This is a genomic window from Streptomyces sp. NBC_00572 (genome assembly GCF_026341815.1).
GTDB lineage: Bacteria > Actinomycetota > Actinomycetes > Streptomycetales > Streptomycetaceae > Streptomyces.
The window spans coordinates 6640796-6666837 of sequence record NZ_JAPENX010000001.1; the positions used below are offsets into that span (position 1 = coordinate 6640796).

Consider the following 26042-nt stretch of genomic DNA (forward strand, 5'->3'; position numbering starts at 1 on the left):
CACCAGGCCATGAGCGAGAACCCGCTGCAGCTGATCGTCCACCGCATGACATGGGAGGCCGAGCGCGTACTGTCCGTCGAGCTCACCCACCCCGACGGCAAACCCCTGCCCGCCTGGACGCCGGGCGCCCACATCGACGTGCACGTCGACGGGCGGCTCCGCCAGTACAGCCTGTGCGGCGATCCGCACGACCAGGCCACGTACCGGATCGGCGTCCTCAACGAACCCTCCTCGCGCGGCGGTTCGCGCTACGTCCACACCCAGCTCCGCCCCGGCCAGTCGGTGACGGTCTCCGAACCGCGCAACCACTTCGCCCTGGAGGACGCCACCTCGTACGTCTTCGTCGCCGGCGGCATCGGCATCACCCCCCTGCTCGCGATGGCCCGCGAAGCCGCCCGCCGGGGCGCCGAGTGGCGCCTGGTCTACGGCGGCCGGAGCCGGGCCTCGATGGCCTTCACCACCGAACTCGCCCTGCTCGGCGGCGAGGTGACGCTCGTCCCGCAGGACGAGCAGGGTCACATCGACCTGGACGCGGAGCTGACCCGGCTGCCCGAGGACACCCTCGTGTACACGTGCGGCCCCGAACCCCTCCTCGCGGCCGTGCAGGCACGCTGCCCGGAGGGTCGACTGCGACTGGAGCGATTCGCCGCCCCCACCGTGGAACGCGCCGGAGACGACGAGGAGTTCGAGGTCGAGTGCCGCACCTCGGGCCTGACGCTCCGGGTCGACGCGAACACCTCGATCCTCGAAGCCGTCGAGAGCGCTGGGATCGGTGTCGAGAGCTCCTGCCGCGACGGCATCTGCGGGTCCTGCGAGACCAGAGTGCTCGACGGCGCGCCCGACCACCGCGACTTCCTGCTCAGCGATGCGGAGCGGACCGCCGGCGCCACGATGATGATCTGCGTCTCGCGGTGCGCCTCCGGCCGGCTCGTCCTCGATCTGTGACCCCTTCCCCCGCCTTCTCAGGAGACACCGTGACCGACACCTGGCCGTACCTGGACGTCCACCAGTCCCGTACGCACGAGCCCACTCCGTACGAGTACAAGCTCGCCGCCACCCTCGAAGAGGTCTTCACCCACGAGGGCCACGAACTGACCGACGTGGTGCGCGGACTCAACGCCCGCAAGGTGCACACCGCCGACGGCGCGCCCTGGACCGAGGAGTCCTTCCGCGCCGAGATGAACCGCCTGGGAGCCTGACATGACGCTGACGTCCCCCGCCACCGCGGACCACATCTACGCCACCGGTCTGCGCAACCAGTGGCACCCCGTCGTCCCCTCGCGCTTCGTCGCCCCCGGCGCCATGCGCAAGGTGACCGTGCTCGGCGAGCAGTGGCTGCTCTTCCGGCGATCCGACGGAGCCCTCTCCATGCTCGCCGACCGCTGCCCGCACCGCGGAGCGCCCCTGTCGCTGGGCAGGCACCTCGGCGATCGGGTCGCCTGCTGGTACCACGGCGTCGAGGTCGGCGCCGACGGCACGGTGACCTCGGTGCCGGGCCTGCCCGGCTGCAACCTGGAGGGCAAGAAGCTGGTCACCTCGCTGCCCGTACGCGAGGTCGGCGGCGCGATCCTCTCCTGGTTCGGCGACGAGGAACACCCCGAGCCGGCCGAACTGACGCTCCCCGACCCGCTGACGGACCCCGCCGTCGACGCGTTCCTCTGCTACGCCGAGTGGGACGTGCCCTGGCGGTACGCCGTGGAGAACCTGCTCGACCCCATGCACGGCGCCTTCCTCCACCATGAGTCGCACACCATGTTCGCCGGCGACACGACCGCCAAGTTCCGCATCCGGGAGACCGACCGTGGCTACTTCTTCGAGAAGACCGACCAGCGGGGCGTCAACTTCGACTGGGTCGAGCTGTGCCGCACCGGTGTCGACTGGGTCGACCTGTCCATCCCGTACCCGCCGTCCGCCGGCCCGGGCGGACCGTTCGGGATCGTGGGCATGGTCTGCCCCGTCGACGAGCAGCGCTCCGGAGTCTTCTTCTGGCGCTACCGCCGGGTCGCGGACTGGCAGCGCGACTCCTGGCGCTTCCTCTACAAGACGCTGATCGAGAAGCGTCACTGGGAGGTCCTGGAGCAGGACCGCGTGATGCTGGAGGCGATGCCCGCCGACGCCGACCAGCGGGAGAACCTGTACCAGCACGACCTGGGAGTGGTACGGCTCCGTCGGCTGTACCGCGCGGAGGCCGAGGCTCAGTCGTCGGCCTGACGTCACCGAGGCCGGACGGGAATACCGCGGGTCACGTTCTCCGCCTCGGGAACCATTCCTCGGGGCGCGCTCCTCCTGTGGTCGGAGGCGATCGCGACCGGCGGAGGGATTCGCACAACTGCACGCTGAGCAAGGGTGCATGAGACGGATCATCCGCCTCCCGCAAGGACCTGACTCACTGTGCGAAGCAGACGAATAGCACCCCTCGTGGCCATCAGCGCGGTCGCGACGCTCGTGCCCGCCCTCACGCCCGCTGTCGCATCCGCGGCCACCCCGGCACCCCGGCGGACGGTCTCCGCCGATCCCTTGAGGCTGTTCACCCAGCAGCCACCGCGCTGGAAGCGCTGCGCCGCCGAGACACCGGCGAACTACCAGTGCGCGACGCTCAAGGTGCCGCTCGACTACACCCGGCCGAGCGGCAGGACGCTCGACGTCGCCGTGTCCCGGATCAAGGCGACCAGCCCCCAGAAGCGGCGCGGAGTCCTGCTGCTCAACCCCGGCGGTCCCGGCGGCCCGGGACTCGACATGCCCCTGTACATGAGCTCGGAGCTGCCGACGGCGGTGAAGGAGCAGTACGACCTGATCGGCTTCGACCCCCGGGGCGTCGGCCAGAGCTCGCCCATGAGCTGCGGTCTGAACGACGACGAGCGGAACTGGCAGCGCCCGTACAAGGCCGCGACGTTCGACAAGGACGTCCGGTGGGCGCGGACCGTGGCCGACAAGTGCCGGGCGAAGGGCGGTGACGTCCTGCCCCACCTCACGACCCGCAACACCGCACGGGACATGGACGTCGTCCGCGCCGTGCTCGGCGAGAAGAAGATCTCGTACCTGGGGTACTCCTACGGAACGTACCTGGGCGCCGTCTACACGCAGATGTTCCCGAAGCGGTCCGACCGGTTCGTGCTGGACAGCGCGGTCGACCCGCAGCGGATCTGGCGCGGCATGATCCAGGTGTGGGCGGAGGGCGCGGAGCCGGCGTTCAAGCACTGGAGCGAGTGGACCGCCCAGCGGCACACGACGTACGGGCTCGGCGACACCCCGGCCAAGGTCGGGAAGACCTACTGGGACCTGGTCGTCCAGGCGGACCGCAAGCCGATCGACTTCCAGGGCACGCTCCTGACCGGCGACGACATCCGCGCCGGCCGGGCCATGTTCTTCGACGTGAAGGGCGCCGCCGAGGCGATCGCCGAGCTCAAGAAGGCCGCCGCGGGGACTCCGGACCCGGCGGCGTCGAAGCGGAGCGAGGCGCCCCGTCCCGTACCGCCGTCCTTCGCCCGCGCCGTCCCCTCGGACAACTTCGACGCGGCCTTCTGGGCCGTGGCGTGCGCCGACACCCGCTCGTGGCCGCGCGACCCGGAGCAGTACCGCCGCGACGCGATCCGCGACAAGGCCAGGTACCCGCTCTACGGCGACTTCGCGTCGAACATCATGCCGTGCGCGTTCTGGAAGAACGGGTCCGAGCCCGCCACCCAGGTGAACAACACCGTCGGAGCGCTCGTCCTCCAGAACGAGTGGGACTCCCAGACACCGCTGGTCAGCGGCCAGGGGCTGCGCCGGGCCATGAAGGGTTCCCGGATGGTCACCGTCCTCGGCGGCCAGGGCCACGGCATCTACGGCTCCAAGTCCTGCGCCGACAAGACCGCCACCGCCTATCTGACGACGGGCAGGCTGCCGGCCGCGGACGTGACCTGCCGGGCCACTCCGGCCCAGGCGCAGAACCGTCTGGACCTCCCGCTGCCGACATCTCCGGGTCTCCCGGTGCGGCAGGACCGCTCCTGACCGACACGGCCGGCCCTCCGTGAAGTGGGGCCCTCGATCCACGAGGGCCCCACTGCCGTACCCCTCAGTGCGCGTGGAGCGAACCCCAGTCGAAGTTCTGGCCGACGCCGGTCCCCGAACCGCCCGTGCAGACCTGGTCGGCGGCGTAGTACGTCGCCTTCACGTCGGCGTTGCTGTTGATGTCCGTCCTGGTCGTGCCGGACCCCCAGATGTTCCAGATCACCCACGGGCTGCGGGTCAGCGCGTTGCGGCCCGAGGCCGTGATCGGCATGTTGAAGGTCTCCGCGAGCATCCGCGGCTTCGCGTAGTCGACGAGCCCCGTGTAGTAGGTGTGCGTGAGGTCGGAAGCGGCGGAAGTGGGGTCGTAGTCGTCGACGCCGACGACGTCGACCACATCGGCCCCCGGGTAGTGGTTCCACGGCACGTCATCGCCCTGCGGGTGCCAGGCGTTCGGCGACCACACGAAGATCAGGTTGTGCAGGCCCTTCGTCTTCACGAGGTAGTCGTACGTGATCCGCCACAGCTTCTTGAAACTGGCCGGGGTCCTGCCTCCCCACCAGAACCAGCCGCCGTTCATCTCGTGGTACGGCCGCAGCAGGACGGGAATGTCGTACGCGGCGAAGTACGACAACGAGGCGGCGAGGAAGCCGAGGTCCGCCAGGAGGGCCCGGTACTCGGGGGTGTCCGACTCCCAGTCGACGACCCGGTCGAACCACGCCTGGTCGGTCGTGAGGGTCGCGACCGGATTGCCGGTGTCGCCGCCCGGGTGCTCACCCCGGACCTGTGTCAGCACCCGGCTCCAGTCCTTCAACGGCGAACCGGGGTAGGGCTGGTGGAAGCTCACCCCGACGATTCCCGCGGCCGCCCCGCCGTTCGCGAGCGTCGCGCTCCCGCCGTCGGAACGGACCATCACACCCGCCGGGTTGTACGTGCCGTCCGCCGCGCGCGGCAGCCCCTTCCACACACCCGTCGCGACGTCGACGACATCGTCCACGTACTGCCACTGCCGGCGGCCCGTCGGCAGCCCGAGCGGCCGGTTGTACGAGCGGTCCCCGTACGCACCCCAGCCGTCGGCCGCGCCGTACCCCGGCCCGAGGTCGATCTCCAGGAAGCCGGGGAGCTTGCCGGTGATGTCACGGGCCTTCTTGTAGTAGTAGCCGACGTGCGTGGTGCCGCCCGTGTCACCGTAGGAGGCGTTGTACAGCTCCTGCTGGCCCTCGATGTGCTGGCCGATCACCGTCATCGGGCGGTTCCCGGAGCGCGCGTTGTTCTCCAGCTTCACCAGATGCGCGTACACCGCACGGGCGTTGAGCGAGGCGGCCGGGTCCCGGCCCGTCAGCGTCGGCGTGATGAGCGGCGCGGCGGCCGCGCTCCCCGCGGTGACGACCGGCAGGCCGCCGGCCGCGACCGCGGCGCCGAGAGCGGTGACGAACGTACGCCTGCGCATGACCAGGTCCTCCAGGACAGAAGAAACGTCGAGTCAGTGATGCTATCCAGCGGCCCGCGCCGGAGGTGGGAGCGCCCGGAGCGGTCCGCCCCGCCGGACCGACACGAGGTCACGAGCCTTCCAAGTAGCCGGCGAGGGTGGTGCGACGCCGGTGGAGATCGTCGATACGGGCGTCGGTGGCCGCCAGTTCACGCCGCATCAGATCCCGGATGTCGGCGCACCAGTCGAATGCCGTCCCGTCCTCCCCGGTGCAGGGCAGGACGACCCGGATCACCTCGGTGGACAGTCCGCCGGCCAGCAGGGCCCGCACCTTGCGGACGGTTGCCACCGCCTCCTCGTCGTACGCGCGATAGCCGTTCGGGCCGCGCCGGGCCTCCAGCAGCCCCTGCGCCTCGTAGTAGCGCAGCAGCCGGGCGCTCACCCCGGTGCGCCGGGACAACTCCCCGATCAGCATGCGTGCCCCGCCTTCCGCCCCGTCCGGGATCGTTTGACCTTGACATCAGTGTCAACGGTTAGCGTCGAGCCATGACGAATCATTCCCCGCGTCCTGCGGACCGCTCCTTCCTGTTCGTGCTGGGCAGCTCACGCGCGGACGGCAACACCGAGATACTCGCCAGGGCCGCAGCCGAGGCGTTGCCCGCCGACATCCCGCAGCGATGGGTCGACCTGAACGGACTGGCGTTGCCGGACTTCCAGGACGGACGCCACGAGGACGGCGACTGGCCGGTCTCGGCGGCCGAGCGGACGCTGCGGGAGGCCACCGTGGAGGCCACCGACATCGTGATCGCCTCACCGCTGTACTGGTACACCCTCTCCGCCCACACCAAGCGCTACCTCGACTACTGGTCGGGCTGGCTCGGCGTTCCCGGCCTGGACTTCAAGAAGCGGATGGCGGGACGGACGCTGTGGGCGGTGACGGCCATGGCGGACGAGGACGAGGCAGTCGCCGACGGCATGGTCACCACCCTCAACAACACTGCGGCGTACCTGCGGATGCGCTTCGGCGGGGTCCTGCTCGGGAACGGTTCCCGGCCGGGTCAGGTACGCGGGGACGAGCGGGCGTTGGCCAGGGCGAGGACGTACTTCGAGGGAGAGACCCCGCTCGCGCTGTTCCCGCACGAGGAGCACGAGGAGCACGAGGAGTCGGCGAAGCCCAGGGATCCGGAGAAGCGCGAGAACCACGCGGAGCGATCGGTGGAGGCTGTCGGCTCGATGGTCTGAGCGCGCGGAGGCCGACACCCGCGCGTCGGTCGGGACCCGTCAGGGCTGAGGCGTCCCGCCTGCGCTGGCCAGCAGGGCGGGAAGGTCGGCGAAGGAGTCGATGACGTGGTCGGGCGTGCCGGAGGCGGCGCGGTGCGTCTCGGGGAGGTACTTGCCCGTCCTCACCAGTACGCCGGTGATGCCGGACCGTTGGGCGGCCAGCACGTCGGACTCGATGTCGTCGCCGATCATCAGCGCCTCCGACGCGTCGGCGCCGAGATGGGCGAGGGCGCTCGCGAAGAACGCGGGATCCGGCTTGCCCGTCACCTCCGCCCGGGTGCGGGCGGCCTTTTCGAGCCCTTCGAGGAACGCCCCGGTGTCCAGGTCGAGGCCGCCCTCGGTGCGCCAGTACAGATTGCGGTGCATCGACACCAGCCGTGCCCCGCGCTGCAGTTGCCGGAAGACTCCATTGAGGGCCGCGTAGCCGAACTCGGCCCCGGCGCCACCGAGCACGACGACATCGGCGTCCCCCTCCTCGACGAGCGTGACGCCCGTCAGGTCCTCCCGTACGTCACCGCTGTTGAGCAGCAGGCAGCGCGCGCCGGGAAAGTGCTCGCGCAGATACGCCGCCGTGGCCGCCGGGGCGGTCAGAACGTCGTCCGCGTCGACGGGGAAGCCGAGGTCGGCCAGGCGCGCGGCGATGGCGGCCCTGGTGCGGGATGTGTTGTTGGTGACCAGCGCGACGCGGAGTCCCGCGCCCCGCAGCTGCTCCATGGCCGAGACCGCTCCCGGCAGGGCCTTCCAGGAGACGGTGAGGACGCCGTCGATGTCGACCAGGGCCGCTCGGATTCGTTCCATGGAGCCGACGGTAGCCGTGGTGCCGGGACCCCGCGCCTCACCCACACGTCACCCGCACCTCACCTGTGCCGACGGCACCCCATGTCACCGCACCTGGGCGGTCCGGGCGAGGGCCTCCAGGGCCGCTTTCTCGGCTGAGGCGCGGTCCTCGGGGACCAGGCCGATGCGGGTGCGGCGGTCGAGGAGGTCGGAGGTGTCGAGGGCGCCTTCGTGGCGGACGGCCCACACCAGTTCGGCGCCCGTGACGGGGTGGCCGGGGACGACGGGCCGGGCGAGGGCCGGGTCTTCGACACCGAGCGCGTGCACGGCGGGCGCTTCGGTGCCGTAGCGGTACACGAGCCGGGCCGGGACGTCGAGCCCGGCGAGGACCTGAGGCCGGGCGGCGCCGACGAGGGGGAGGGAGGCGGTACGGCACGGGCCGGCGGTCAGACCGCCGGCGGTCACGACGGCGTCGACGGCGTCCTGGGCCATGCGGCGGTACGTGGTCAGCTTGCCGCCGACGACGGTGACGACGCCGGCAGGAGAGGTGAGCACGGCGTGCTTGCGTGAGATGTCGGCGGTGCGGCCCGCCGCGTCCCGGGTGTCGAGCAGGGGCCGCAGGCCCGCGAAGGCCCCGACCACGTCGGTGCGGTGGACGGTGACGTCGAGTGCGGAGCCGAGGACGTCGAGGAGGAAGCCGATGTCGGTCTCGGGGACCTCGGGCACGTCGGGGATGTCCCCGTCGACGGGTTCGTCGGTGAGGCCGACGTACACACGTCCGTCGCCCTGGGGCAGGACAAGGACGAAGCGGTTCGTCTCGCCGGGGATCGGGATGTGCAGGCCCGCCGAGAGCCGGCCGAGGTTCTCGGAGCGCAGGACCAGATGGGTGCCGCGCGAAGGCCGCAGCCGTACGTCGTCGACGAGGCCGCCCGCCCAGACGCCGGCCGCGTTGATGACCGTGCGCGCGCGGATCCGCAGCTCCTCGCCGGTGGTCTCGTCGCGGACCAGCGCACCGTCGCGGTGGAGTTCCAGGGCTCGGGTGCGGGTGAGGATGCTGGCGCCGTACGCGGCGGCGGTGCGGGCGATCGCGGTCACCAGGCGGGCGTCGTCGGAGAGCCGGCCGTCCCAGGAGAGCAGTCCGCCGCGCAGTCCGGTGGGTCGGAGGGCCGGGGCGAGATGGCGGGTCTCGACGGCGGACAGCGTGCGCGGCTGGGGCAGCGTGCTGCGCGAGGTGCGGGCGCCGACGCGCAGCAGGTCGCCCGCGAGGAATCCGGCACGGGCCAGGGCGGCCTGGCCGCGGCTGACGAGCGGGGTCAGGGGGAGGACGAAGGGCTGGGCGCGCACGAGGTGGGGAGCGGTGCGTTCCATGAGGATGCCGCGCTCGACCGCGCTCTCGTGGGCCACGTCGAGCTGTCCGGAGGCGAGGTAGCGCAGTCCGCCGTGGATCAGCTTGGAGCTCCAGCGGGACGTACCGAAGGCGAGGTCGTGGGCGTCGATCGCGGCGACGGTGAGCCCGCGGGTGGCCGCGTCGAGCGCGGCTCCGGCTCCGGTGGCACCGAGCCCGACGACCAGGACGTCGACCATGCTGTCGGCGTCACCGTCGGCGAGTCGGGCCAGTTCGCGCAGGCGCCGCCTGGCGTTGAGCGAGGAGCCGGGCAGGGCGGGGCTGCTCGTGGGGTTCATGGGGCGATGGTCCTCTCCAGCAGGATGCGCAGCTCGTCGAGGAAGGCGGCTTCGCTCAGTTCGGGATCGGTGTCGTCGGTCATGGTGCGCAGCGAGAGCGTGAAGGACTGGACGACGAGCAGCAGGGACCGGGCCTGCAGGTCCGCCCGGACACGGCGTACGGAGCCGTCCTCGTGGCCCTCCTCGAGTGCCGAGTGGAGGAGTCCCAGCAGGGCGTCCTGGCTGGCGCCCCGGCGGTCGAGGATGTACGGCAGCAGCAGCTCGGGGTCGACGTCGAGGATCTTGTGGAAGAGCGGGTGGGCCCGGAACGCCGCGGCTCCCGCGACGAGCCCCTCGACGATCCGCTCCCGCTCGGGCCGGTCGTCGTCGGACGGCGGCATGGCGCCGGCGGCGACCGCGATCCACTCACGGGTCATCAGGTCACCCACCAGGCTGCGGATGTCGGGCCAGCGCCGGTAGATCGTCATCCGGGACACGCCCGCGCGCCGGGCGATGTCGGTGAGGGTGGTTCGCCGTACGCCGACGGCGAGCACGCAGTCGCGTGCGGCGTCCAGCACGGGATCTGCGTCTTCATGGTTGTGACGAATGGGCGTCATCTGTCACAGTGTAATGCCAGCGTCGGCCCAGTGGCAGCGCCATCCGTGAAACAGACCGTTAGGAACCCTTTCGAAGTGGACATGTTGTGGAGCGGTTGGGGCGACCCGGCCAAGGCGGCACCCCTGCCCGACTCGGTCACCGGCCTGCTGCGTGACCTGCTCGGAGTCACCCCGCGTGAGAGCGGCCCGTCCGTCCTCACCGACATCGAAGCGCCCGCCCCGGCGCTGACCGACGAGGCCCGCACCGCGCTGCGCACCGCCGTCGGCGGGCCCGACGGCCTGCGGGAGGACGCCGAGAGCCGCATCCGGCACACCCGCGGAAAGTCGACCCCCGACCTGCTGCGCATCCGTGCCGGCGAGGTCGACGACATCCCCGCCGCGGTCGTGCTCCCGGGCACCCACGACGAGGTCCTCGCCGTGCTCCGCGCCTGCGCCGACCACGGTGTCGCCGCCGTGCCCTTCGGTGGCGGAACCTCCGTCGTCGGCGGCCTCGCGCCCACCACGAAGCGGCCCTTCGTCGCGCTCGACCTGCGGCGGCTCGACCAGCTGCTCACCGTCGACGAGGTGTCCCGCACCGCGACCCTGCAGCCCGGTCTGCGCGGCCCGCAGTGCGAGGCGCTGCTCAACGAGCGGGGCTGGACCCTCGGACACTTCCCGCAGTCCTTCGAATGGGCGACCGTCGGCGGCTTCGCCGCGGCCCGCTCCAGCGGCCAGGCATCGGCCGGGTACGGCCGCTTCGACGAGATGGTCCTCGGCCTGACGGTTGCCACCCCGGAAGGCACCCTGGAGACCGGCCGGGCCCCGCGCTCGGCGGCCGGCCCCGACCTGCGCCAGCTGATCCTCGGTTCCGAGGGCGCCCTCGGGGTGATCACGGCGGTGACCGTGCGCATCCGCCCGCTCCCCGCGACGCGGATCTACGAGGGCTGGCGCTTCGCCTCCTTCGAGGCCGGCACGGCGGCACTGCGCCGACTCGCTCAGGACGGCCCGCGGCCCACGGTGCTGCGACTGTCGGACGAGTCGGAGACCTTCATCGGTCTCGCGCAGCCGGACGCCATCGGCAGCGCCGAACTCCCGCAGAACCCGGGCTGCATGGCCATCGTCGGCTATGAGGGCACCGAGGAGGAGACGATGGCCCGCCGCGCCGTCGCCCGCGAGGTCCTGCTCGCCTGCGACGGCGAGTACATCGGTGAGGAGCCGGGCGACCGGTGGGAGCACGGCCGGTACAACGCGCCCTACCTGCGTGACGCGCTGCTCGACGCCGGCGCGTTCGCCGAGACGCTGGAGACGGCGGCCTTCTGGTCCGCGATCCCCGGCCTCTACACGGCGGTGCGGGACGCCCTGACGAGCACCCTCACCGAGTCCGGCACGCCGCCGCTCGTCATGTGCCACATCTCGCACACGTACGAGAACGGCGCCTCCCTGTACTTCACCGTCGTCTCCGCGCAGGGCGAGGACGCCGTGACGCACTGGGAACCGGTGAAGCGAGCGGCCAACGACGCGATCCTGGCCGCGGGCGGCACCATCAGCCACCACCACGGCGTCGGCACCGACCACCGTGACTGGTACGCCCGCGAGATCGGCCCCCTCGGCATCCGCATGCTGCAGGCCGTCAAGGCCGAGGTCGACCCCTCCGGTGTGCTCAGCCCCGGAGTCCTCATCCCCATCCGCTGAACCCGACTTCTGCCGGCCGGAGGCCAGATCCATGCGACAGTTCACCGCCGTCGTCAACCCCACCGCAGGGGGTTCCAGCGGCACGGCGGGCCTGCTCCCGCTGGCCCGTCTGCTGCGGGAGGCGGGTGCGCGGCTCGACACCGTCTACAGCCGCAGCCTGGAGCACGCACGAGAGCTCGCCCAGGAGGCCGGAGCGCAGGGGCACGTCGTGCTCGCCGTCGGCGGTGACGGGATGGCCGGCTGCGTCGGCGGTGCGCTCAGCGGTACGGACACGGTCTTCGGGCTGGTCCCGGCGGGCCGCGGCAACGACTTCGCCCGCGCCCTCGGCCTCCCCACCGAACCCGAACGGCTCGTCGAGATACTGCTCCACTGTGAGCCGCGGGCCGTCGACACGATCGAGGTGGAGTCCGCCGTGCATGCGCGGACCTGCGTCCTCGGAAGCGTGTACGCGGGCGTCGACGCGGTGGCCAACCGCCACGCCAACGCCTCCCGGGTGTTGCGCGGCGCGGCGTCGTACTACGCGGGCGGGCTGCGGGCGGTCCTCGCCTGGAAGCCCGCCGCGTACCGCGTCACGATCGACGGGGTGAGGCACGAGCGCACCGGCTACACCGTGGTCGTGGCGAACTCGGGCTTCTACGGCTTCGGGAGAAAGGTCGCACCGGGTGCGCGGATCGACGACGGGCTGCTCGACGTCGTGGTGATCAAGAAGGCACCGAAACACCTCTTCTTCGCCATGATGAACGAGCTGAAGACGGGCGTGCACGTGAATCGGCCCGAGGTCGAGATCCTGCGCGGCAAGGAGGTCCGCATCGAAGCGGACCGCCCCCTCCCGTACGGCGCGGACGGCGAGGTCGACGCGGTCCTGCCAGTGACCCTCAGGGTGCGGCCCGCCGCTCTGAACGTCCTGGCCTGACAGGACGTCCGCAGACCCCCCGGGCTCTGTGGACCGGGTGCCCGGAGGGAACCACGCCCCCTCCGGGCACCTGACCAGGAGATTGTGCACTTCCGTACGAATGTGATCGCTGATGCTGAACTCTTGCGCACAGCATGGTGAAATCGGACTGGTACCGACCGGTATCCGGACAGCGGATGCCTAGCCTCCACATTCATGAAACCCATACGCACGGCAGCCGGGCTCGCGCTCGTGCTGCTGTCCCTCGTGCTGGGCATCGGCGCCCAGCCCGCCTTCGCGCACGTCTCGCGCGAACACGCCGAACTCGTGGTCGCGACCCGGGACGACGTCACCAGCGGCCGCCTCATCGTGCACAACGGCGTGGTGCCGGTCGAGCGGGCCGGCGCCTGGGCGGCCGGACTGCTCGGGGCCGGCTGCCCCGCCACCGGCTCCGGCGTGGCGGGCGACAACGGCGGTGTGCCCGGCGGCATCGTCGTCGAGCTCGCGTGGAGCTGCCACGTCGACGCGCTCGACCTCACCCCGCTCATCGAGCGGGGCGGACTGACCCGGGTCGTCGTCGAGTTTGACGGCACGGCCGCCGACGCCACCGCGGACACCCCGCTCGTCGACGCACGCGGTGTCCACGCGCTGCCGTCGTTCCCGTGGACCACCGTGCTCACCGTCGCACTCGGTACGGCGGCAGGCGCCGCCCTGCTGATCGCGGCCCTCCGACTGCGCCGCACGACGCACCGCGTCAGGGTGGCGACCGCAGGCGCCCTCGCACTCTCCTTCCTCGCGCCCCAGGCAGCGTTCGCCGACGACGCCGCGGACCCCGCCGCGACCGTCACCGTCGAGGGCACCGTCTTCAAGGACACCGACGGTGACGGCAAGCGGGACAAGGGCGAGCGGCCCATGCCCGGCATCGACGTCACCGACGGCTCCGCATGGACCACGACCGGCGCCGACGGTGGGTACCGCCTCGAAGTCGACCCCGGGCGACGCGAGACCGACCTCGTCGGCATCGTCTCGCCGGACGGCTACACACCCGCCCTGCGCAAGGACTGGATCCCGCGGTTCTTCCACAGGATCCCCGAGACCGGCGGCACGGGCGTCGACTTCGCGCTCGTACCCGACCGGAACGCCTCGAACCCCACCGAGAAGTGGGTCATGAACTCCGACACGGAGGTCGGCAACCGCAACGACGACGAAGCCCGCCGTGCCCTGCCCCAGTGGACCGGCCAGGTGCGGGCGATGTCCGAGGTCGACGGCGCGACGATGCAGATCGCCACCGGAGACCTCACCGTCACCGACTACGCCGACGAGCCGCGCCGCCAGGGCGGTTACGACCTCTTCAGGAAGGGCCTGGAAGAGGGCCGGCTCGGCCACCCCTTCTACCCGGTGATGGGCAACCACGACTTCGGCGGCACGGCCACCTCCCAGGGCTACGCCGGCAGCCTGGAGTACTACCGCCGCAACCTCGCGCCCGAGTGGTACAGCTTCGACCGCAACGGCCGCCACATCGTCGTCCTGGAGGACAACTACGACGCCAGCGGGCTGAAGCCGCAACTGGAGTGGCTGCGCCGGGACCTCGCACGGCACGCCGTCGGCAAGCAGGTCTTCGTCTTCGCCCACCGCTCGCTCTTCACCCAGTGGGGCCCGGGCGCGGGCATGCAGCCGACGATCGACGAACTCGCCAAGTACGACGTACGGATGGTCGCCGCGGGCCACAACCAGCAGGCCGAGTTCCGGCGCGGCGCCTTCAAGCGCTCCGTCGAGATCAACAACCAGGGCACGTACGGTATCGACGGCGCCCGCCCCGACTACAAGGTCCTCGACTTCAGCGGCATCACGGACGACCCGCGCACCCACCGCAACGAGGACACCGGCCATGTGACCGGCATCCACCGCCAGTTCGACATCGACGACGACGCCGCCCTCGTCAGCCCCGCGGACGGCAGCGTCCACGGCGAACGGGCCGGAGTACCCGTCGAGGCGTACGCGGAGGACGACGGCCGCACCCCCGCCAAGGCGGTGCTGACCGTCCGCGACGGTCGTGGACGCACCGTCGAGCACGAAACCGTCCGCTTCGGCAAGGGCGCCTCCCGCCCCCGCATCGAGAACTGCTACACCGAGCCCGGCGGCGAGCCCGAGCCCTGCCCCGACGCGCGCGGCGCCTGGACCCGGGCGAGCGGCACACTGCGCGGGCTCCGCCCCGGCACTTACACCGCCGAGTCGGTCGCGTACGACACCCGGGGCGTGAAGTTCCCCGTCGTGACGAACACCTTCCAGGTCGTACGCGACACCGAACTCGGCAGGCCCCGGACCGGCCAGGACTGGCTGCGACAGGGCGGCGACGAGGCCGGGCGGTCCGCGAGCGGCGACGCGCCGGGCACGAAGCTCGACCTCAGGTGGGCCCGCCACACCGGCGAGCAGTTCAACCTCAACGGCTCGGTGATCGCGGACGGCAGACTCATCGTCTCCTCCCGCGCCTTCGACTCGCCGCACAGCATGATGCTCGCGTACGACATCGCCTCCGGGCGCGAACTCTGGCGTACGTACCTGGACGGCGACGCGGAGTCGGCGCCGACACTCCACGGCGGCAAGGTCTACCTGACCACCGGTGTCGGCCGGATCTACGCCCTCGACGCGGCGAGCGGCCGCATCGCCTGGCAGTCGATCGACCGCGAGGAGACCCACGGGGACACCGTGCGCCGCTACGGCCGCGCTGGCGGACCGGTCAGCGTCCTCACCCTCGCGGGCGCGGACTCCCGCTCCGTCGCCGTCTACCAGGACGCCTCCACGGTCCGCTGCCGCGACGCCGAGACCGGCGGCCTGCTGCCCGGCGGCTTCGGCGCCTCGTTCTCCTGGGGACAGGCCCACAGCACGGCGATCCGCGAGCCCGGCTCCAACACCGCCTACCTGCACTCCATGTCGAGCAACACCGTCATCGCCATGGACCTCGCGACCTGCACCCGGCTCTGGGTCAAGGACACCGCGGGCGACATCGACAGCCACTCCTCGCCCGTCCTGACCGACCCGGCCACGGGCACGCCGCAGCTGGTGACGTTCACGGCGTCCGGCACCCGCGGCCACGACCCGAAGACGGGAGCCGTGGCCTGGGAGTCCAAGCTCGGCGGCGGCAGCACCTGCGAGCCGGGGCGCGCCCCGCTCACCAGCCCCGCGGCATGGGGCAGCACCGCCTACGTCGCGGGCAGGGACGGTGTCGTACGCGCCTACGACACCAGCTCCGCCGACCCGTCGAAGCCGGTCTGGGAGACCAAGGCCGGCTACCTGGCGGGGGAGAGCCCGCTGGACGACACATGGCGCGTCGCCATGGGCTGTTCGGTGGGCGACGGCTCGCCGACGACGCATCCGCTGGTGACGAGGGACCACGTGTACCTGGGGACGTGGGACGGGCGACTGCTCGTCCTCGACCGGGCCACCGGCCGCCTGACCGCCTCGTACGACCTCGGCGCCGGAGTGGCCTCGGCCCTCTCCATCAGCGGTGACTGGCTCTTCGCCCTCACGGACGACGGCACGGTCCACGCGCTCGCCGCACGCCGAAAGTAGAGGGGAAGCACCACCGTGCGATCACTGCGCACCGGGGTGCCGCTCCTGCTCACCGCCGTCCTCGCGCTGCTCTACGGCAGCGCGGGGACGGCGCAGGCGCACCCCTTCGGAACCCCACCCGTCGTGAAGGTCGAGGCGGCCGACACCGCGGTCGACGTGACCTGGTCCGCCGAGCGGGACGACGTCGCCGTCCTGGAGAAGCGGTCCGACGGTGACACGGCCGGCTACCTGCGCACGCACATCGCCGTGCGCCAGGACGGCCGTGCCTGCCGGGTCGACCGCGCGACCGGACTGACGGTCCGTCTCGTCTGCCCACGGCCGGTGGACCGGATCGACCTGACCGTCACGGCCCTGACGGACGTCAACCCGGCGTACCGGACCCTGTCGGTGACGGACACGGGCTCCGGCGGACTGCACACCGCGAAGGAGCCGACGCGCACGCTGACGCTCACGGCAGGGGCGGCCGCGTCCGGAGCCGGAGCCGGGACGTCGGCGTCGTCGTGGTGGTCGTGGACCACCGACCTGCCGTCCCTGCTGGACCACGGGGCGGCCGTGCCGATGGCGCTCCTCGTGGCCGCGGCCGTGGGTGTGCTGCACGCCTGCGCCCCGGGGCACGGGAAGTCACTGGCCGCCGGGTACCTGGTGGCCGGCCGGGGCAGGCCGCGCGACGCGGTGTGGCTCGGCGGAATCGTCGCCGTGATGCACACCTTCTCGGTGACGGTTCTCGCGGTCGGCTGGTGGCTGACAGCGAACAGCACGCCGGACATCGCGGCCTTGACGGGCTGGTTGCAACTGATCGCCGCGCTGGTGGTGGCAGGGGTGGGGGTGGCCCTGCTGCGGCGGCATCTACGCCACGGAAAGCACGACCACCATCACCACCACCACGATCACGATCACGGGGAGGCCGGCGAGCACGGGGAGGGGGCCGGGGACGGCCACAGCCACCACATCCCGGACGCGCCGTCGCTGCTCACCTGGCGCGGGCTCCTGCTCCTCGGCACGTCGGGCGGGCTGCTGCCCTCGCCGTCCGCGTTCCTCGTCCTGCTCACCGGTCTGCTGACCGGGAAGGTCGCCCTTGCCCTCGCGATGGTGGCCGCCTTCGGCCTCGGCATGGCGCTGACGCTGACAGGCGTCGGCCTGGTCGTGCTCCGTGGCCGGGACGCACTCCTGGACCGGGTGTCCCAGTCCCCGGCGCTGCGGGCCTGGACCCTGAGGGTCCCGCTGTTCGCTGCCTCGGCGGTGGTGGCCGGGGGGACGGCGGCCTCTGCCGTCGCGGCGAGCCGGCTCCTCGCGCCGTAGGGGCGCACGACAGAAATGAGGCCCGCAGCTACCGACGCGGGCAAGGTGCCGGCCGAGACACATCTCGGCTCGGGGGGCCTTCAGAATGCGCCCGGCGGGGATCGTCGTCGAGCCGACCGATCGCCGCTGGGACGCTCCCGATTCGGGGTTCCTGTCGTACCGGAGGAAGGCGACTACCTGCTCGGCCGGGAGTACGTGCCCGAGGTGGAGGAGAGTCCACAGGTGCGGCTCCAGCGCCACCCACGCAGCATGCGTGGGAACACCCTGCCCCCCGCCGACCTCAGGTCGGCTTGCGCCACACGGAGATGTGCTTCGCGGAGTCCTGGGCGAACGGAGTCCCGTCCCAGTCCGCGACGCGTCGTTCCAGTTCGAGCCCAGCGATCCGTGCCATCAGGTCGAGCTCTGCCGGCCACGCGTACCGGTGCCGGGAGTTGTCGCGGCGGTAGCCGCCGTCGTCGCCGTCGCGGGTGAAGTGGTGCGAGACGAGAATCTGCTCGACCAGGTCGAAGGTGTCGAAGCCGAGATGCTGCTCGGATACGTCGAACGGCACCGCGACCTGGCCGGGCGGCAGGAACCGCAGCGGCGGCACACCCAATTCGATGACGAATCGGCCGCCGGGCTCCAGATGACGCGCGGCGTTGCGGAAGCACTCGACCTGCTCGTCCTGCGTGAGCAGGTTCGTGATGGTGTTGTAGACGAGATAGACCAGGGTGAACTCGCCGGGGACGACGATGGTGGCCATGTCCCCGATGGTTACCGGGAGCGTGTTCTCGTCGACCTTGTGCCGCAGCACGGCCGCCATGTGTTCGGACAGCTCGATGCCCACCACCTGCACGCCGCGTTCCCGGAGCGGGACACCCACTCGTCCGGTTCCGATGGCGAACTCCAGCGCCCGGCCGTCTCCGGCGAGCTCGGCGAGGAAAGCCAAAGTCGGCCCGAGAAAGGCAGCCGAGGACGCTTCGGCCTCCTCGGCGTCGTAGCGGTCGGCGTTCGCACGGGTCCACAGTTCACTGCTCGTCACGGACGGCCACTTTGCCGCGTGCCGAGGGGCGCTGTCGACGTCTTTACGTTCGCGTCGGCGGAGGCGATCGCGGACGGTGAGCCGGGGCAGTGCGGAGAGACGGCAGGGGTGGGGTCACGGCCTGATCGCTGTCGTCGCGCCGGGGTCGTGGCCGGCTGCCTGGTCGCGAGCTTCTTGTAGCAGGTCAGAGTGGTGGCCATGGCAAGCCCTGGGCTACGCCACCAGTCGTCGCGGACCAGGTACGGGATCTTGAGACCACGAGCAGCCCATGGCAGGCTCAGGCCGCATGATCGATGAATTCGCGAAGGACAATCTGCACGGGAGACTGAGGCGGGACCGCGAGGCGCTGCTCTGGAAACTCGACGGCTTGTCCGAATACGACGCCCGCCGACCTTTGACAGCGACCGGGACCAACCTCCTCGGCCTCGTCAAACACGTGGCCACCGTCGAGGCCAGGTACTTCGGCGAGGTCTTCGACCGCCCTACCCCGGAACCGCTGCCCCGGTGGCAGGACTACGACGGCAGCGATCTCTGGGCGGCCGAGGACGAGACCCGCGAGCAGATCATTGGCTTCTACCGGCGTACGTGGGAACACTCGGACGCGACGATCAACGAGCTTCCCCTCGACGCCCCCGGCCACGTGCCGTGGTGGCCGGAGCCTCATGCCCACACGAACCTGTTCGCCATCGTGGTCCATGTCCTCGGCGAGTCCATCCGGCATAGCGGGCACGCCGACATCCTGCGCGAGGGCCTCGACGGCCGGACCGGGCTGCGCGCCGAACACGAGAAGCAGATCGACGAGGAAGCCCGTGCGGCCTACTGCGCGAAGATCGAACAGGCCGCCAGGTCGGCCGCACCAATGAAGGCTTAGAGGTTGCTTCACGTGACGTGACGTGACGTGACGTTCGTGCGGCACGATGCCGTCGTGGGGGCTGATCCATCGAAGCGTCTGCTTCCTGATGAACTCTGGGAGTCGGCCGCCCCGTTGCCGCCGACGTCCGGCACGTCGCCCGCAACCGCGCATCGCCGCTTCACGGTATGACCGAGGCCGGCCTGTGGCGTCGGCTGCACCGGGCGGTGCTGGACGAACGAACTCGGGGCCAGGGGGCGAGGTGGACTGGACCTCGGCGATCGTCGCGTTCGTCACCCTCGGCTGCGCCGTCAGCTGCTGGCGACGACTGCGCACCACACTTTGTTGAGAGTGGGGACGGGCGATCGCCGAGGGGGCGGCCTGCTCGATGCGTCAGAACGCATTCGTAGCAGTCGTACCCGCGCAGCCTCACATCCGGGACCTCAGCACGTCGACCTCACAACCCGATGCAAACGGGTCGAAGCCGTGCTCGATCAGCCAGCAGGCTTCGCAACGACCACCAAGCGCGGATCACGTCGAGGTCGATGTCGGTGCCGTAGCCGGCGAGGACGTCGTCGAGGTGCTCCTCGTGTCCGAGCGTGAAGGTGGCGAGGTCGTAGAGAGCATCGCCCTGGCCCGCCTCGGACCAGTCGATGATGCCGGTGACCTCGTCGCCGTCGACGAAGACGTGCGCGATCTGCAGGTCGCCGTGCGTGAACGCAGGAGTCCACGGTCGGAGCGCGGCCTCGGCGACCTGGCGGTTACGGGTGACCAGGTCGGCGGGCAGGATGCCGTTGGTCACGAGCAACGCGCACTCGTCGGCGAGTTCCGCCGCCAGCGCGACGCTGCTCCGGCCGGCCCGGCCGGGCCGGGGTGGCAGCGGCGCGTCGTGCAGCTTCCGGAAGGCGGCGCCCGCCGCGGCCCACGCGGCCGACGACCCGGTCGACGGCCCGCCGAGGCGCCCAAGCGTCGTCCCTGGGAGTGCGGCGATCGCGAGCACGGACGGCTTGCGCCACAGGACCTTCGGGGTCGGGACCGGCGCGCGGGACATCGCCTCGACCTCGCCGTCGATACGCGCCTGATCGGCGTCCACTTTCAGGAACACGTCGCCGACGCGCAGGGTCGCGCGCTCGGAATGGGCAACGACGACCTTGACCTCATTCACGGGTGACGAGTATCCCGGAGGCGATCGCCGATGTCGCCGGACTTCTCGCATGCGATGACGCAGCCGGCCGCGCCCCGCTACCCGACAGCCTCGTGCGCGACACGTCAATCGGTGCTCACCATGTCGCGCGGCGAGAAGAGCGGGGTCGTAGAAAGGCGTGTTCCAGGCGAACGTCGTCAGTCGGATCTGCTCGGTCGCTTCGAGTGTGAGAACCATGGCTGGAAAGGGTGCGGGGACTCCCAGATGGTCGGCCACTCCGACTGCGTCGACACCGAGTTCCTCCGCTCTGCGGCACCTCGCGCGCCATTCGCTTGGCGAACCGGTGGTGAACATATTGACGCTGAAACGTAAGGGGAGTGGGGAGGACATGACGCTGACGTCTGTGCACCACGCGTCGATTCCTCCGTCATCCCGCCGAGTGGGGCAGCGCGATCCCGATCAATTGTCCATCAAGGTCTTTCGGCCACGCCAAGGGTGTGGTGCCGGACCGTGTGCGGGCAGTCGAGACACCCGCTAGGGGGCCTCGTCCTGGGGCCTCAAGTGCAGCGTGCTGGTGCTGTGTTGGTTCGTCGACGGCACCCGGCTCGTCCAACTCGCCGTGGGCGACACCTTCGTGGTGAGTGGAAGGTCCGCGCCACTGGGCGGTACGCGTCAGGGAGGCGAGGTCTCGTTCTAGACTCGGGTCAGGATTTGGTAAAGCCAGGTACGGCGCGGGGGAGTCCCGCACAAAACGATGGGGTATCCAGTGGTTCTGAAGACGTTCGGCTGGTCGTTCGCGGTGACCGCGCTCGGCCTCGTCGCGGCGGTGATATACGGGGGATGGGCGGCCTTCGGGATCGTCGCGATCCTGTCCATCCTCGAGATCTCGGTGTCCTTCGACAACGCTGTGGTCAACGCCGGGATCCTGAAGAAGATGAATGCCTTCTGGCAGAAGATCTTCCTCACCGTCGGTGTGCTCATCGCCGTCTTCGGCATGCGTCTGGTCTTCCCCGTCGTGATCGTGGCGATCAGTGCCAAGATCGGCCCGATCGAGGCCGTCGATCTCGCCGTCAACGACGCCGAGCGCTACGAGCAGCTCGTGACCGACGCCCACCCGTCGATCGCGGCCTTCGGTGGCATGTTCCTTCTGATGATCTTCCTTGAATTCATCTTCGAGGACCGTGACATCAAGTGGCTCGGTTGGCTGGAGCGCCCGCTGGCCAAGCTCGGCAAGGTCGACATGCTGTCGGTCTGCATCGCTCTGGTCGTCCTGGCGATCAGTGCCATGACCTTCGCGACCCAGGCCCACCAGCACGGCGGTCTGCACGTCGACAAGGCGGCGACCGTCCTGCTCTCGGGCGTCTTCGGCCTCATCACGTACCTCATCGTCGGCGGCCTCTCCGGCTACTTCGAGAACAAGCTCGAAGAGGAGGAGGAGCGAGAGCACGAGGCCGAGGAAGAGGCTCGGAGGAGCGGCAAGAAGGTCCCGGCGGTCGTGATGGCCGGCAAGGCCGCGTTCTTCATGTTCCTCTACCTGGAGGTCCTGGACGCGTCGTTCTCCTTCGACGGTGTCATCGCCGCCTTCGCGATCACCAACGACATCGTCCTGATGTCACTCGGTCTCGGTATCGGCGCGATGTACGTCCGTTCGCTCACGGTCTACCTGGTCCGTCAGGGCACCCTCGACGACTACGTCTACCTGGAGCACGGCGCGCACTACGCGATCGGTGCGCTGGCCGTGATCCTCATGATCAGCATCCGGTACCAGATCCCCGAGGTGGTCACCGGTCTCATCGGTGTCGTCCTGATCGCCTGGTCCTTCTTCTCCTCGGTCCGGCGCAACCGCAGGCTGGCGGCGGCCGAGGGAAAGGACACGGGGTCCCAGGAAAGGGCTGAGGTCTCCTCCGGCGTCTGAGCCGGCCGCCGTCGCGGGCCGCATCGCGGCGGGGGCGTCGTCTCCGTCATCCGCCGTTCTGCTGCGAGAGCATCACGGGGGAGCGGCGCGCCAGCCAGACGAGGGCGAGCTGCGCGGGGGTCGCGCGGTGCGGCCGGGACACGGCGTCCAGTGGGCTGCCGGGTCGGGCACGTTCGCCTGTGGCCAGCGGGAACCAAGGGATGAACGCGATGCTCTCGGCGTCATCGAGTACGTCCTCCGCCGACCGGTCCGAGAGGTCGTACAGGTTCCGCACGGAGACGATGTCAGCGTACGTGCGCGCCTCCTTGAGCTCTCGGCCGAGCCGTTCGAGCACCTTTCGGGGCCCGCCGATGGGCGCCCCGCACGTAGCGCTCGATGAGAGATGTCCGCCCGCGGGTCACCCGCCAGTGACCGGGCGATCACCTCCCTCGCGATGACGCATGCGGGGGTCCGGCGCGGGCCGACGAGCACCCTGGGTCGTCCAAACCTAGCGTGGAGGGTGGGAACCCATCCGCGACGGAGGGATCACGGACATGAGTGACGCCATGGACAAGGTCATGGGCAGATTCAAAGAGATCACCGGGAAGATCACCGGCCATGAACGTCTTGAGGCCGAGGGCAGGACGGACCAGGCGAAAGCCAAGATCCGTGAGAAGGCGAAGAGCGTTCGACACCGTGCCGAAGGTGTCATGGACTCGCTCAAGCGCGATCGCTCCTGACCTCGCGCACGCCCACGGCCGTGCGGCCGGGACCGGGCAGGCGCCCGCCGGGCGCCCGGTCCCGGCGGCCGGTGGCGCGGATCAACGGGAGGGGCGACACGATCCGCCGTCGTAGCAGAAGGACGGACTCATTCTGTGTCCTGCCGCGATTCCGACGACGCAGACCGGCCCGCGGTACGAGGGCCCCATTCCGCTGACCACCTCCCGCCGAGCCGATGGCGCGGGCCGATCGGCACGTGGCAGGCCGTCGTGCTCGTGGTCGGCGTACTCGTCGCGGCCAACCTGCTCCTCAACCGCTGGACCGGCCCGGTCCGCCTGATCGCTGCCGTCACCGTCAGCGCCCTGCTCCTCGGCGTGCTCCGCTGGGCAGGTGGCTCCCTGGCGGACGCGGGGCTGGCCCCGGGGACGCTCGCCCGCGGTGCCAGGTGGGCGTCGGTACTGATGGGGCTCGTCGGCGTCGTCTATGCCGCCGGGGCGCTGCTGCCGGCCACCCGCTCGCTGTTCGAGGACCAGCGGTACGACGGGATGACCGGGAGCGAGCTGGTGACGCGTGTTCTCGTGGTGGTCCCCGTCGGCACGGTCCTGGTGGAGGAGATCGCGTTCCGCGGCGTGCTCTACGGACTGGTGAGGCGGGCCCGTGGAACGGTCTGGGCGACCACGGTGTCGAGTCTGCTGTTCGGCCTGTGGCACGTCCTGCCGTCCCTGCACCTGGCGACCGCGAAACCCGCGCTGACCAGTGTCTTCGGAGACTCCGCGCTCGGCTCCGTCCTCGCGATCACGGCTGCGGTGCTGTTCACCGCGCTGGCGGGCGTCCTGTTCTGCGAACTGCGGCGCCGCAGCGGTAGTCTGCTGGCCCCCATGGGTCTGCACTGGGCGGTGAACGCGTTCGGATACGTCGTCGGCTACCTGTTGTGGTGACCGCCTACCTGTTGCAGTGACCACCGCCCGTTCTTGTGACCACGTACCTGTTGCGGTGACCACCACGCCCTGTTCCGGTGACCTCGTGACCTCGTGACCTCGTGACCTCGTGACCCTGTCCGGCCCGGGTGAACAGGCTCAGTGCTCCGGCTGGATGATCTCCCGCAGCCGGTCGAGGTCCTGCGGCGTGAACCCCGACGGCCGCATGACGGCGTTCCAGCCGTCGACGTACGCCGCCTTGTACGTGTGACCGTGTCCGTCCGGCACGCCCGTGGAGAACGGCAGGTCGGCGGTCACCTGCCAGAACGTCACGAAGGGGATCCAGACCATCTCGTCGAGCACGTCACCGCCGGGCGCCTCGCCGATCCAGTCGGGCTCGGAAAGGGCCAGGTCAGGGCTCCACCAGACGATCGGGTCGGACGGGTGCATGAGGTACAGCACCCGCGTGCCGTTCCACGGCTCACCCTTCGGCGGAATCCCGGTCGTCGGGTCATCGGTGAATCGTACGGTTCGCCCCTCCCTGTAGACGGGTTCGATCTCCGGGCTTCCCGCGTCGCGGTGATCACTGAACTCGCGGAACAAGGTGTTGAAGTTGGGCGGACCGGCGAACAGGGTGCCGGCGGTGCGGTTGCGCAGGTCGTACTCGCCGCTGAAGGCGGTCTCTCCGCCGAACGATCCCAGGCTCTCGCCCGCCACGAACAGCTGCGGACGCTTGTCGGCGGGGAGCTTCGACCAGACGTCGTAGACCGCGTCGAACAGCTCCCGGCCGGCCTCGCGCGCCTTCGACTGGTCCACGAGGTAGGACAGCCACGACGGCAGGTACGAATACTGCATCGCCACAGTGGCCGCGTCTCCGTCACCGAGGTACTCGAAGGAGTCCACGGCGGCGGGATCGACCCAGCCGCTTCCCGTGGTGGTCATCACGAGCAGCTTGGCGCGCTGGAAGCCGCCGGCCCGTTGGAGGTCCGCGACGGCGCGCTCCGCGCGGGACTCGGTGTCGTCGGCGGTCGCGAGTCCGGCGTAGGCCCGGACGGGTTGCTGCGCCGGGCGGTGGGTGAACGTGCCGATGTCGGCGGCCGAAGGACCGCTGCCGGTGAAGGCCCGGCCCTGCCTGCCCAGCGAGTCCCACGGCACCAGCGAATCGGGTCCGCCGGAACGCAGGGTGGACGTGGGCTGGTGCACGCCCTCGGGTGTCTCCGTGTCACGCACCGAGAACGCCTCGTTGGCCGCGCTCACGAAGCCGGCCAGCAGCACCCCGCTGACGACGGCCCACGTCAGGCCCGCCACGACGACCCAGCCGACCACCCGCGCCGCGCGCGGGCCGATCCAGCGGCGGAGGAGGCCGGCGAGCCATCGATACAGGCGCTGGAGTCCGCGGGCCGCCAGCAACAGCAGCCAGAACACGACCGCGGCCACGAACGGGCAGGCGACAGTGGTGAGGACGTTGTAGTCGGTGACGTCCATGAGACGGCGGATCTCGTGCTGCCAGTACTGGCCGAGCCCGAAGGACAGGCCGAACAGCACGATCGCGCAGATGATCAGGACGCGCCAGGACTTGCGCGACGGGCTCCGCGCCTCCCGGTCGGCGAACGCCCGCCAGATGTAGGCCGCGGTCACGCCGAGCCCGTACCCGATGGCCGCGCTGATACCGCAGATCAGCCCCTGGAGGACCCCTCCGCGAGGGAGCAGCGACGGGGTGAAGGAGAGGCAGGCGAGAATCAGCGCACCCCAGCAGCCGGGGAGCGTGAGACGCAGCGACCGACGGCGCTTGCCGGAGCCGGGTGCCGGCTCGGCGCCCTCGTTCCCCGCTTCGTCGCGGCCCGAAGTGCCCTCCGGCGGGGACGGGTGCGGGTCAGGAGTCATGGCTGTCCTCCGGGGGAAATGATCCCAAAGCCCGCCCCGACGTGCCACCCGGACTCAACCCCTCTGCCCCTGCGGCACCGGGTGATGGCCCGCAGCCGGGAGATCTCTCGGGTCGGGTGCCAGCTTCGTGCGTTGGGGCGTGTGCGGCCTGCCCCGTTCGGTACGGAGTCGAGCAGGCCGGGAAACAGCGCGTCCAGGTCGTCCCGGCGCAGCCGTACCAGCCGTGATCGTCCCTGGATGGTGGTCCAGGTGACGCCTGCCTCACGGAGTACTCGGTAGTGCTGGGACAGCGTGGTCTGGTGCACGTCCAGGTCTTCGCCGAGGGCGTTGCAGCTCCCCTCGCCCGTCACGGCGAGCCGCTGGACGATGTCGAGCCGCACCGGATCGGCCAGGGCGCGCAGCACCTCCACGATGCGGATCGCCGCGG

The 26042-nt window shown here is 70.8% G+C and carries 22 protein-coding genes and 2 pseudogenes; 13 read left to right on the plus strand and 11 right to left on the minus strand.

Annotated elements, in window-relative coordinates; all coding sequences use genetic code 11:
• Window positions 1-9: 9 nt before the first annotated feature.
• From OG514_RS30050 to OG514_RS30065, 4 genes are all read left to right on the plus strand, one after another.
• Window positions 10-945 (plus strand): PDR/VanB family oxidoreductase, encoded by a 936-nt coding sequence (locus OG514_RS30050; protein ID WP_266900115.1) that lies wholly within the window; start codon window positions 10-12, stop codon window positions 943-945.
• A gap of 29 nt (window positions 946-974) precedes the next feature.
• Window positions 975-1199 (plus strand): recombinase-like helix-turn-helix domain-containing protein, encoded by a 225-nt coding sequence (locus OG514_RS30055; protein WP_189831080.1) that lies wholly within the window; start codon window positions 975-977, stop codon window positions 1197-1199.
• A 1-nt stretch (window position 1200) separates the two neighbouring features.
• Window positions 1201-2211, plus strand: coding sequence for an aromatic ring-hydroxylating dioxygenase subunit alpha (locus OG514_RS30060; protein ID WP_266900116.1), 1011 nt, complete (start codon window positions 1201-1203; stop codon window positions 2209-2211).
• A gap of 180 nt (window positions 2212-2391) precedes the next feature.
• Window positions 2392-3990, plus strand: coding sequence for an alpha/beta hydrolase (locus OG514_RS30065; RefSeq protein ID WP_266900117.1), 1599 nt, complete (start codon window positions 2392-2394; stop codon window positions 3988-3990).
• A 64-nt stretch (window positions 3991-4054) separates the two neighbouring features.
• Here OG514_RS30065 and OG514_RS30070 read toward each other — a convergent pair whose 3' ends face one another.
• Window positions 4055-5437 (minus strand): glycoside hydrolase family 26 protein, encoded by a 1383-nt coding sequence (locus OG514_RS30070; RefSeq protein ID WP_266900118.1) that lies wholly within the window; start codon window positions 5435-5437, stop codon window positions 4055-4057.
• 109 nt (window positions 5438-5546) lie between these two features.
• Window positions 5547-5891, minus strand: a complete 345-nt coding sequence (locus tag OG514_RS30075; protein ID WP_266900119.1) for a MerR family transcriptional regulator — start codon at window positions 5889-5891, stop codon at window positions 5547-5549.
• A gap of 71 nt (window positions 5892-5962) precedes the next feature.
• Here OG514_RS30075 and OG514_RS30080 point away from each other — a divergent pair, with 71 nt between their 5' ends.
• The gene (locus OG514_RS30080; RefSeq protein WP_266900120.1) at window positions 5963-6658 is read left to right on the plus strand and encodes a flavodoxin family protein; all 696 of its coding nucleotides are present in this window, start codon (window positions 5963-5965) and stop codon (window positions 6656-6658) included.
• 39 nt (window positions 6659-6697) lie between these two features.
• Here OG514_RS30080 and OG514_RS30085 read toward each other — a convergent pair whose 3' ends face one another.
• From OG514_RS30085 to OG514_RS30095, 3 genes are all read right to left on the minus strand, one after another.
• Window positions 6698-7495 carry a TIGR01458 family HAD-type hydrolase gene (locus OG514_RS30085; RefSeq protein WP_266900121.1) on the minus strand — a complete coding sequence of 266 codons (798 nt, stop codon included), beginning with the start codon at window positions 7493-7495 and terminating at the stop codon, window positions 6698-6700.
• 84 nt (window positions 7496-7579) lie between these two features.
• Window positions 7580-9157, minus strand: a complete 1578-nt coding sequence (locus OG514_RS30090; RefSeq protein ID WP_266900122.1) for a glycerol-3-phosphate dehydrogenase/oxidase — start codon at window positions 9155-9157, stop codon at window positions 7580-7582.
• Complete coding sequence (locus OG514_RS30095; protein ID WP_266900123.1) at window positions 9154-9753, minus strand: TetR/AcrR family transcriptional regulator; 600 nt, start codon at window positions 9751-9753, stop codon at window positions 9154-9156. The genes OG514_RS30090 and OG514_RS30095 overlap by 4 nt, the downstream gene beginning before the upstream one ends.
• Window positions 9754-9828: 75 nt before the next feature.
• Between OG514_RS30095 and OG514_RS30100 the strand changes: the two genes are divergently transcribed.
• The 4 genes from OG514_RS30100 (at window position 9829) to OG514_RS30115 (ending at window position 17185) form a co-directional block, all read left to right on the plus strand.
• The gene (locus tag OG514_RS30100) at window positions 9829-11424 is read left to right on the plus strand and encodes an FAD-binding oxidoreductase (protein WP_266900124.1); all 1596 of its coding nucleotides are present in this window, start codon (window positions 9829-9831) and stop codon (window positions 11422-11424) included.
• Between the two features lie 31 nt (window positions 11425-11455).
• Window positions 11456-12337: a diacylglycerol kinase family protein gene (locus OG514_RS30105; protein ID WP_266900125.1), complete on the plus strand. Its 882-nt coding sequence runs from the start codon at window positions 11456-11458 to the stop codon at window positions 12335-12337.
• Window positions 12338-12532: 195 nt separating this feature from the next.
• On the plus strand, window positions 12533-15886 hold the full coding sequence (locus tag OG514_RS30110; protein WP_266900126.1) for a PQQ-binding-like beta-propeller repeat protein: 3354 nt from the start codon (window positions 12533-12535) through the stop codon (window positions 15884-15886).
• Between the two features lie 15 nt (window positions 15887-15901).
• A complete protein-coding gene (locus OG514_RS30115) occupies window positions 15902-17185 on the plus strand; it encodes a hypothetical protein (RefSeq protein ID WP_266900127.1) in 1284 nt (427 codons plus the stop codon).
• Between the two features lie 280 nt (window positions 17186-17465).
• On the opposite strand, the gene OG514_RS30120 is transcribed toward OG514_RS30115, so the two are convergent.
• A complete protein-coding gene (locus OG514_RS30120; RefSeq protein WP_266900128.1) occupies window positions 17466-18206 on the minus strand; it encodes a bifunctional 2-polyprenyl-6-hydroxyphenol methylase/3-demethylubiquinol 3-O-methyltransferase UbiG in 741 nt (246 codons plus the stop codon).
• 286 nt (window positions 18207-18492) lie between these two features.
• Between OG514_RS30120 and OG514_RS30125 the strand changes: the two genes are divergently transcribed.
• Entirely contained in the window at window positions 18493-19077 is a 585-nt protein-coding gene (locus OG514_RS30125) for a DinB family protein (protein WP_266900129.1), read from the plus strand.
• A gap of 408 nt (window positions 19078-19485) precedes the next feature.
• Here the strand turns inward: OG514_RS30125 and OG514_RS30130 are convergent.
• Both OG514_RS30130 and OG514_RS30135 read right to left on the minus strand, forming a co-directional pair.
• Window positions 19486-20221: pseudogene (locus OG514_RS30130) on the minus strand (phosphotransferase family protein).
• Between the two features lie 129 nt (window positions 20222-20350).
• A pseudogene (locus tag OG514_RS30135) lies at window positions 20351-20590 on the minus strand (LLM class flavin-dependent oxidoreductase); the annotation flags it as partial.
• Between the two features lie 376 nt (window positions 20591-20966).
• Here OG514_RS30135 and OG514_RS30140 point away from each other — a divergent pair.
• Window positions 20967-22115 carry a DUF475 domain-containing protein gene (locus OG514_RS30140; protein ID WP_266900130.1) on the plus strand — a complete coding sequence of 383 codons (1149 nt, stop codon included), beginning with the start codon at window positions 20967-20969 and terminating at the stop codon, window positions 22113-22115.
• 46 nt (window positions 22116-22161) lie between these two features.
• On the opposite strand, the gene OG514_RS30145 is transcribed toward OG514_RS30140, so the two are convergent.
• Entirely contained in the window at window positions 22162-22449 is a 288-nt protein-coding gene (locus OG514_RS30145; RefSeq protein ID WP_323181635.1) for a hypothetical protein, read from the minus strand.
• Between the two features lie 199 nt (window positions 22450-22648).
• Here OG514_RS30145 and OG514_RS30150 point away from each other — a divergent pair, with 199 nt between their 5' ends.
• Window positions 22649-22834 (plus strand): CsbD family protein, encoded by a 186-nt coding sequence (locus tag OG514_RS30150; protein ID WP_266900131.1) that lies wholly within the window; start codon window positions 22649-22651, stop codon window positions 22832-22834.
• 249 nt (window positions 22835-23083) lie between these two features.
• Complete coding sequence (locus OG514_RS30155; protein ID WP_266900132.1) at window positions 23084-23752, plus strand: CPBP family intramembrane glutamic endopeptidase; 669 nt, start codon at window positions 23084-23086, stop codon at window positions 23750-23752.
• Between the two features lie 138 nt (window positions 23753-23890).
• Here the strand turns inward: OG514_RS30155 and OG514_RS30160 are convergent, their stop codons facing one another.
• Together OG514_RS30160 and OG514_RS39410 are read right to left on the minus strand one after the other, a co-directional pair.
• Entirely contained in the window at window positions 23891-25615 is a 1725-nt protein-coding gene (locus tag OG514_RS30160; protein ID WP_266900133.1) for an alpha/beta-hydrolase family protein, read from the minus strand.
• Window positions 25612-26025, minus strand: a complete 414-nt coding sequence (locus OG514_RS39410; protein ID WP_323181636.1) for a metalloregulator ArsR/SmtB family transcription factor — start codon at window positions 26023-26025, stop codon at window positions 25612-25614. Before OG514_RS39410 ends, OG514_RS30160 begins: the two co-directional genes overlap by 4 nt.
• Window positions 26026-26042 lie beyond the last annotated feature (17 nt).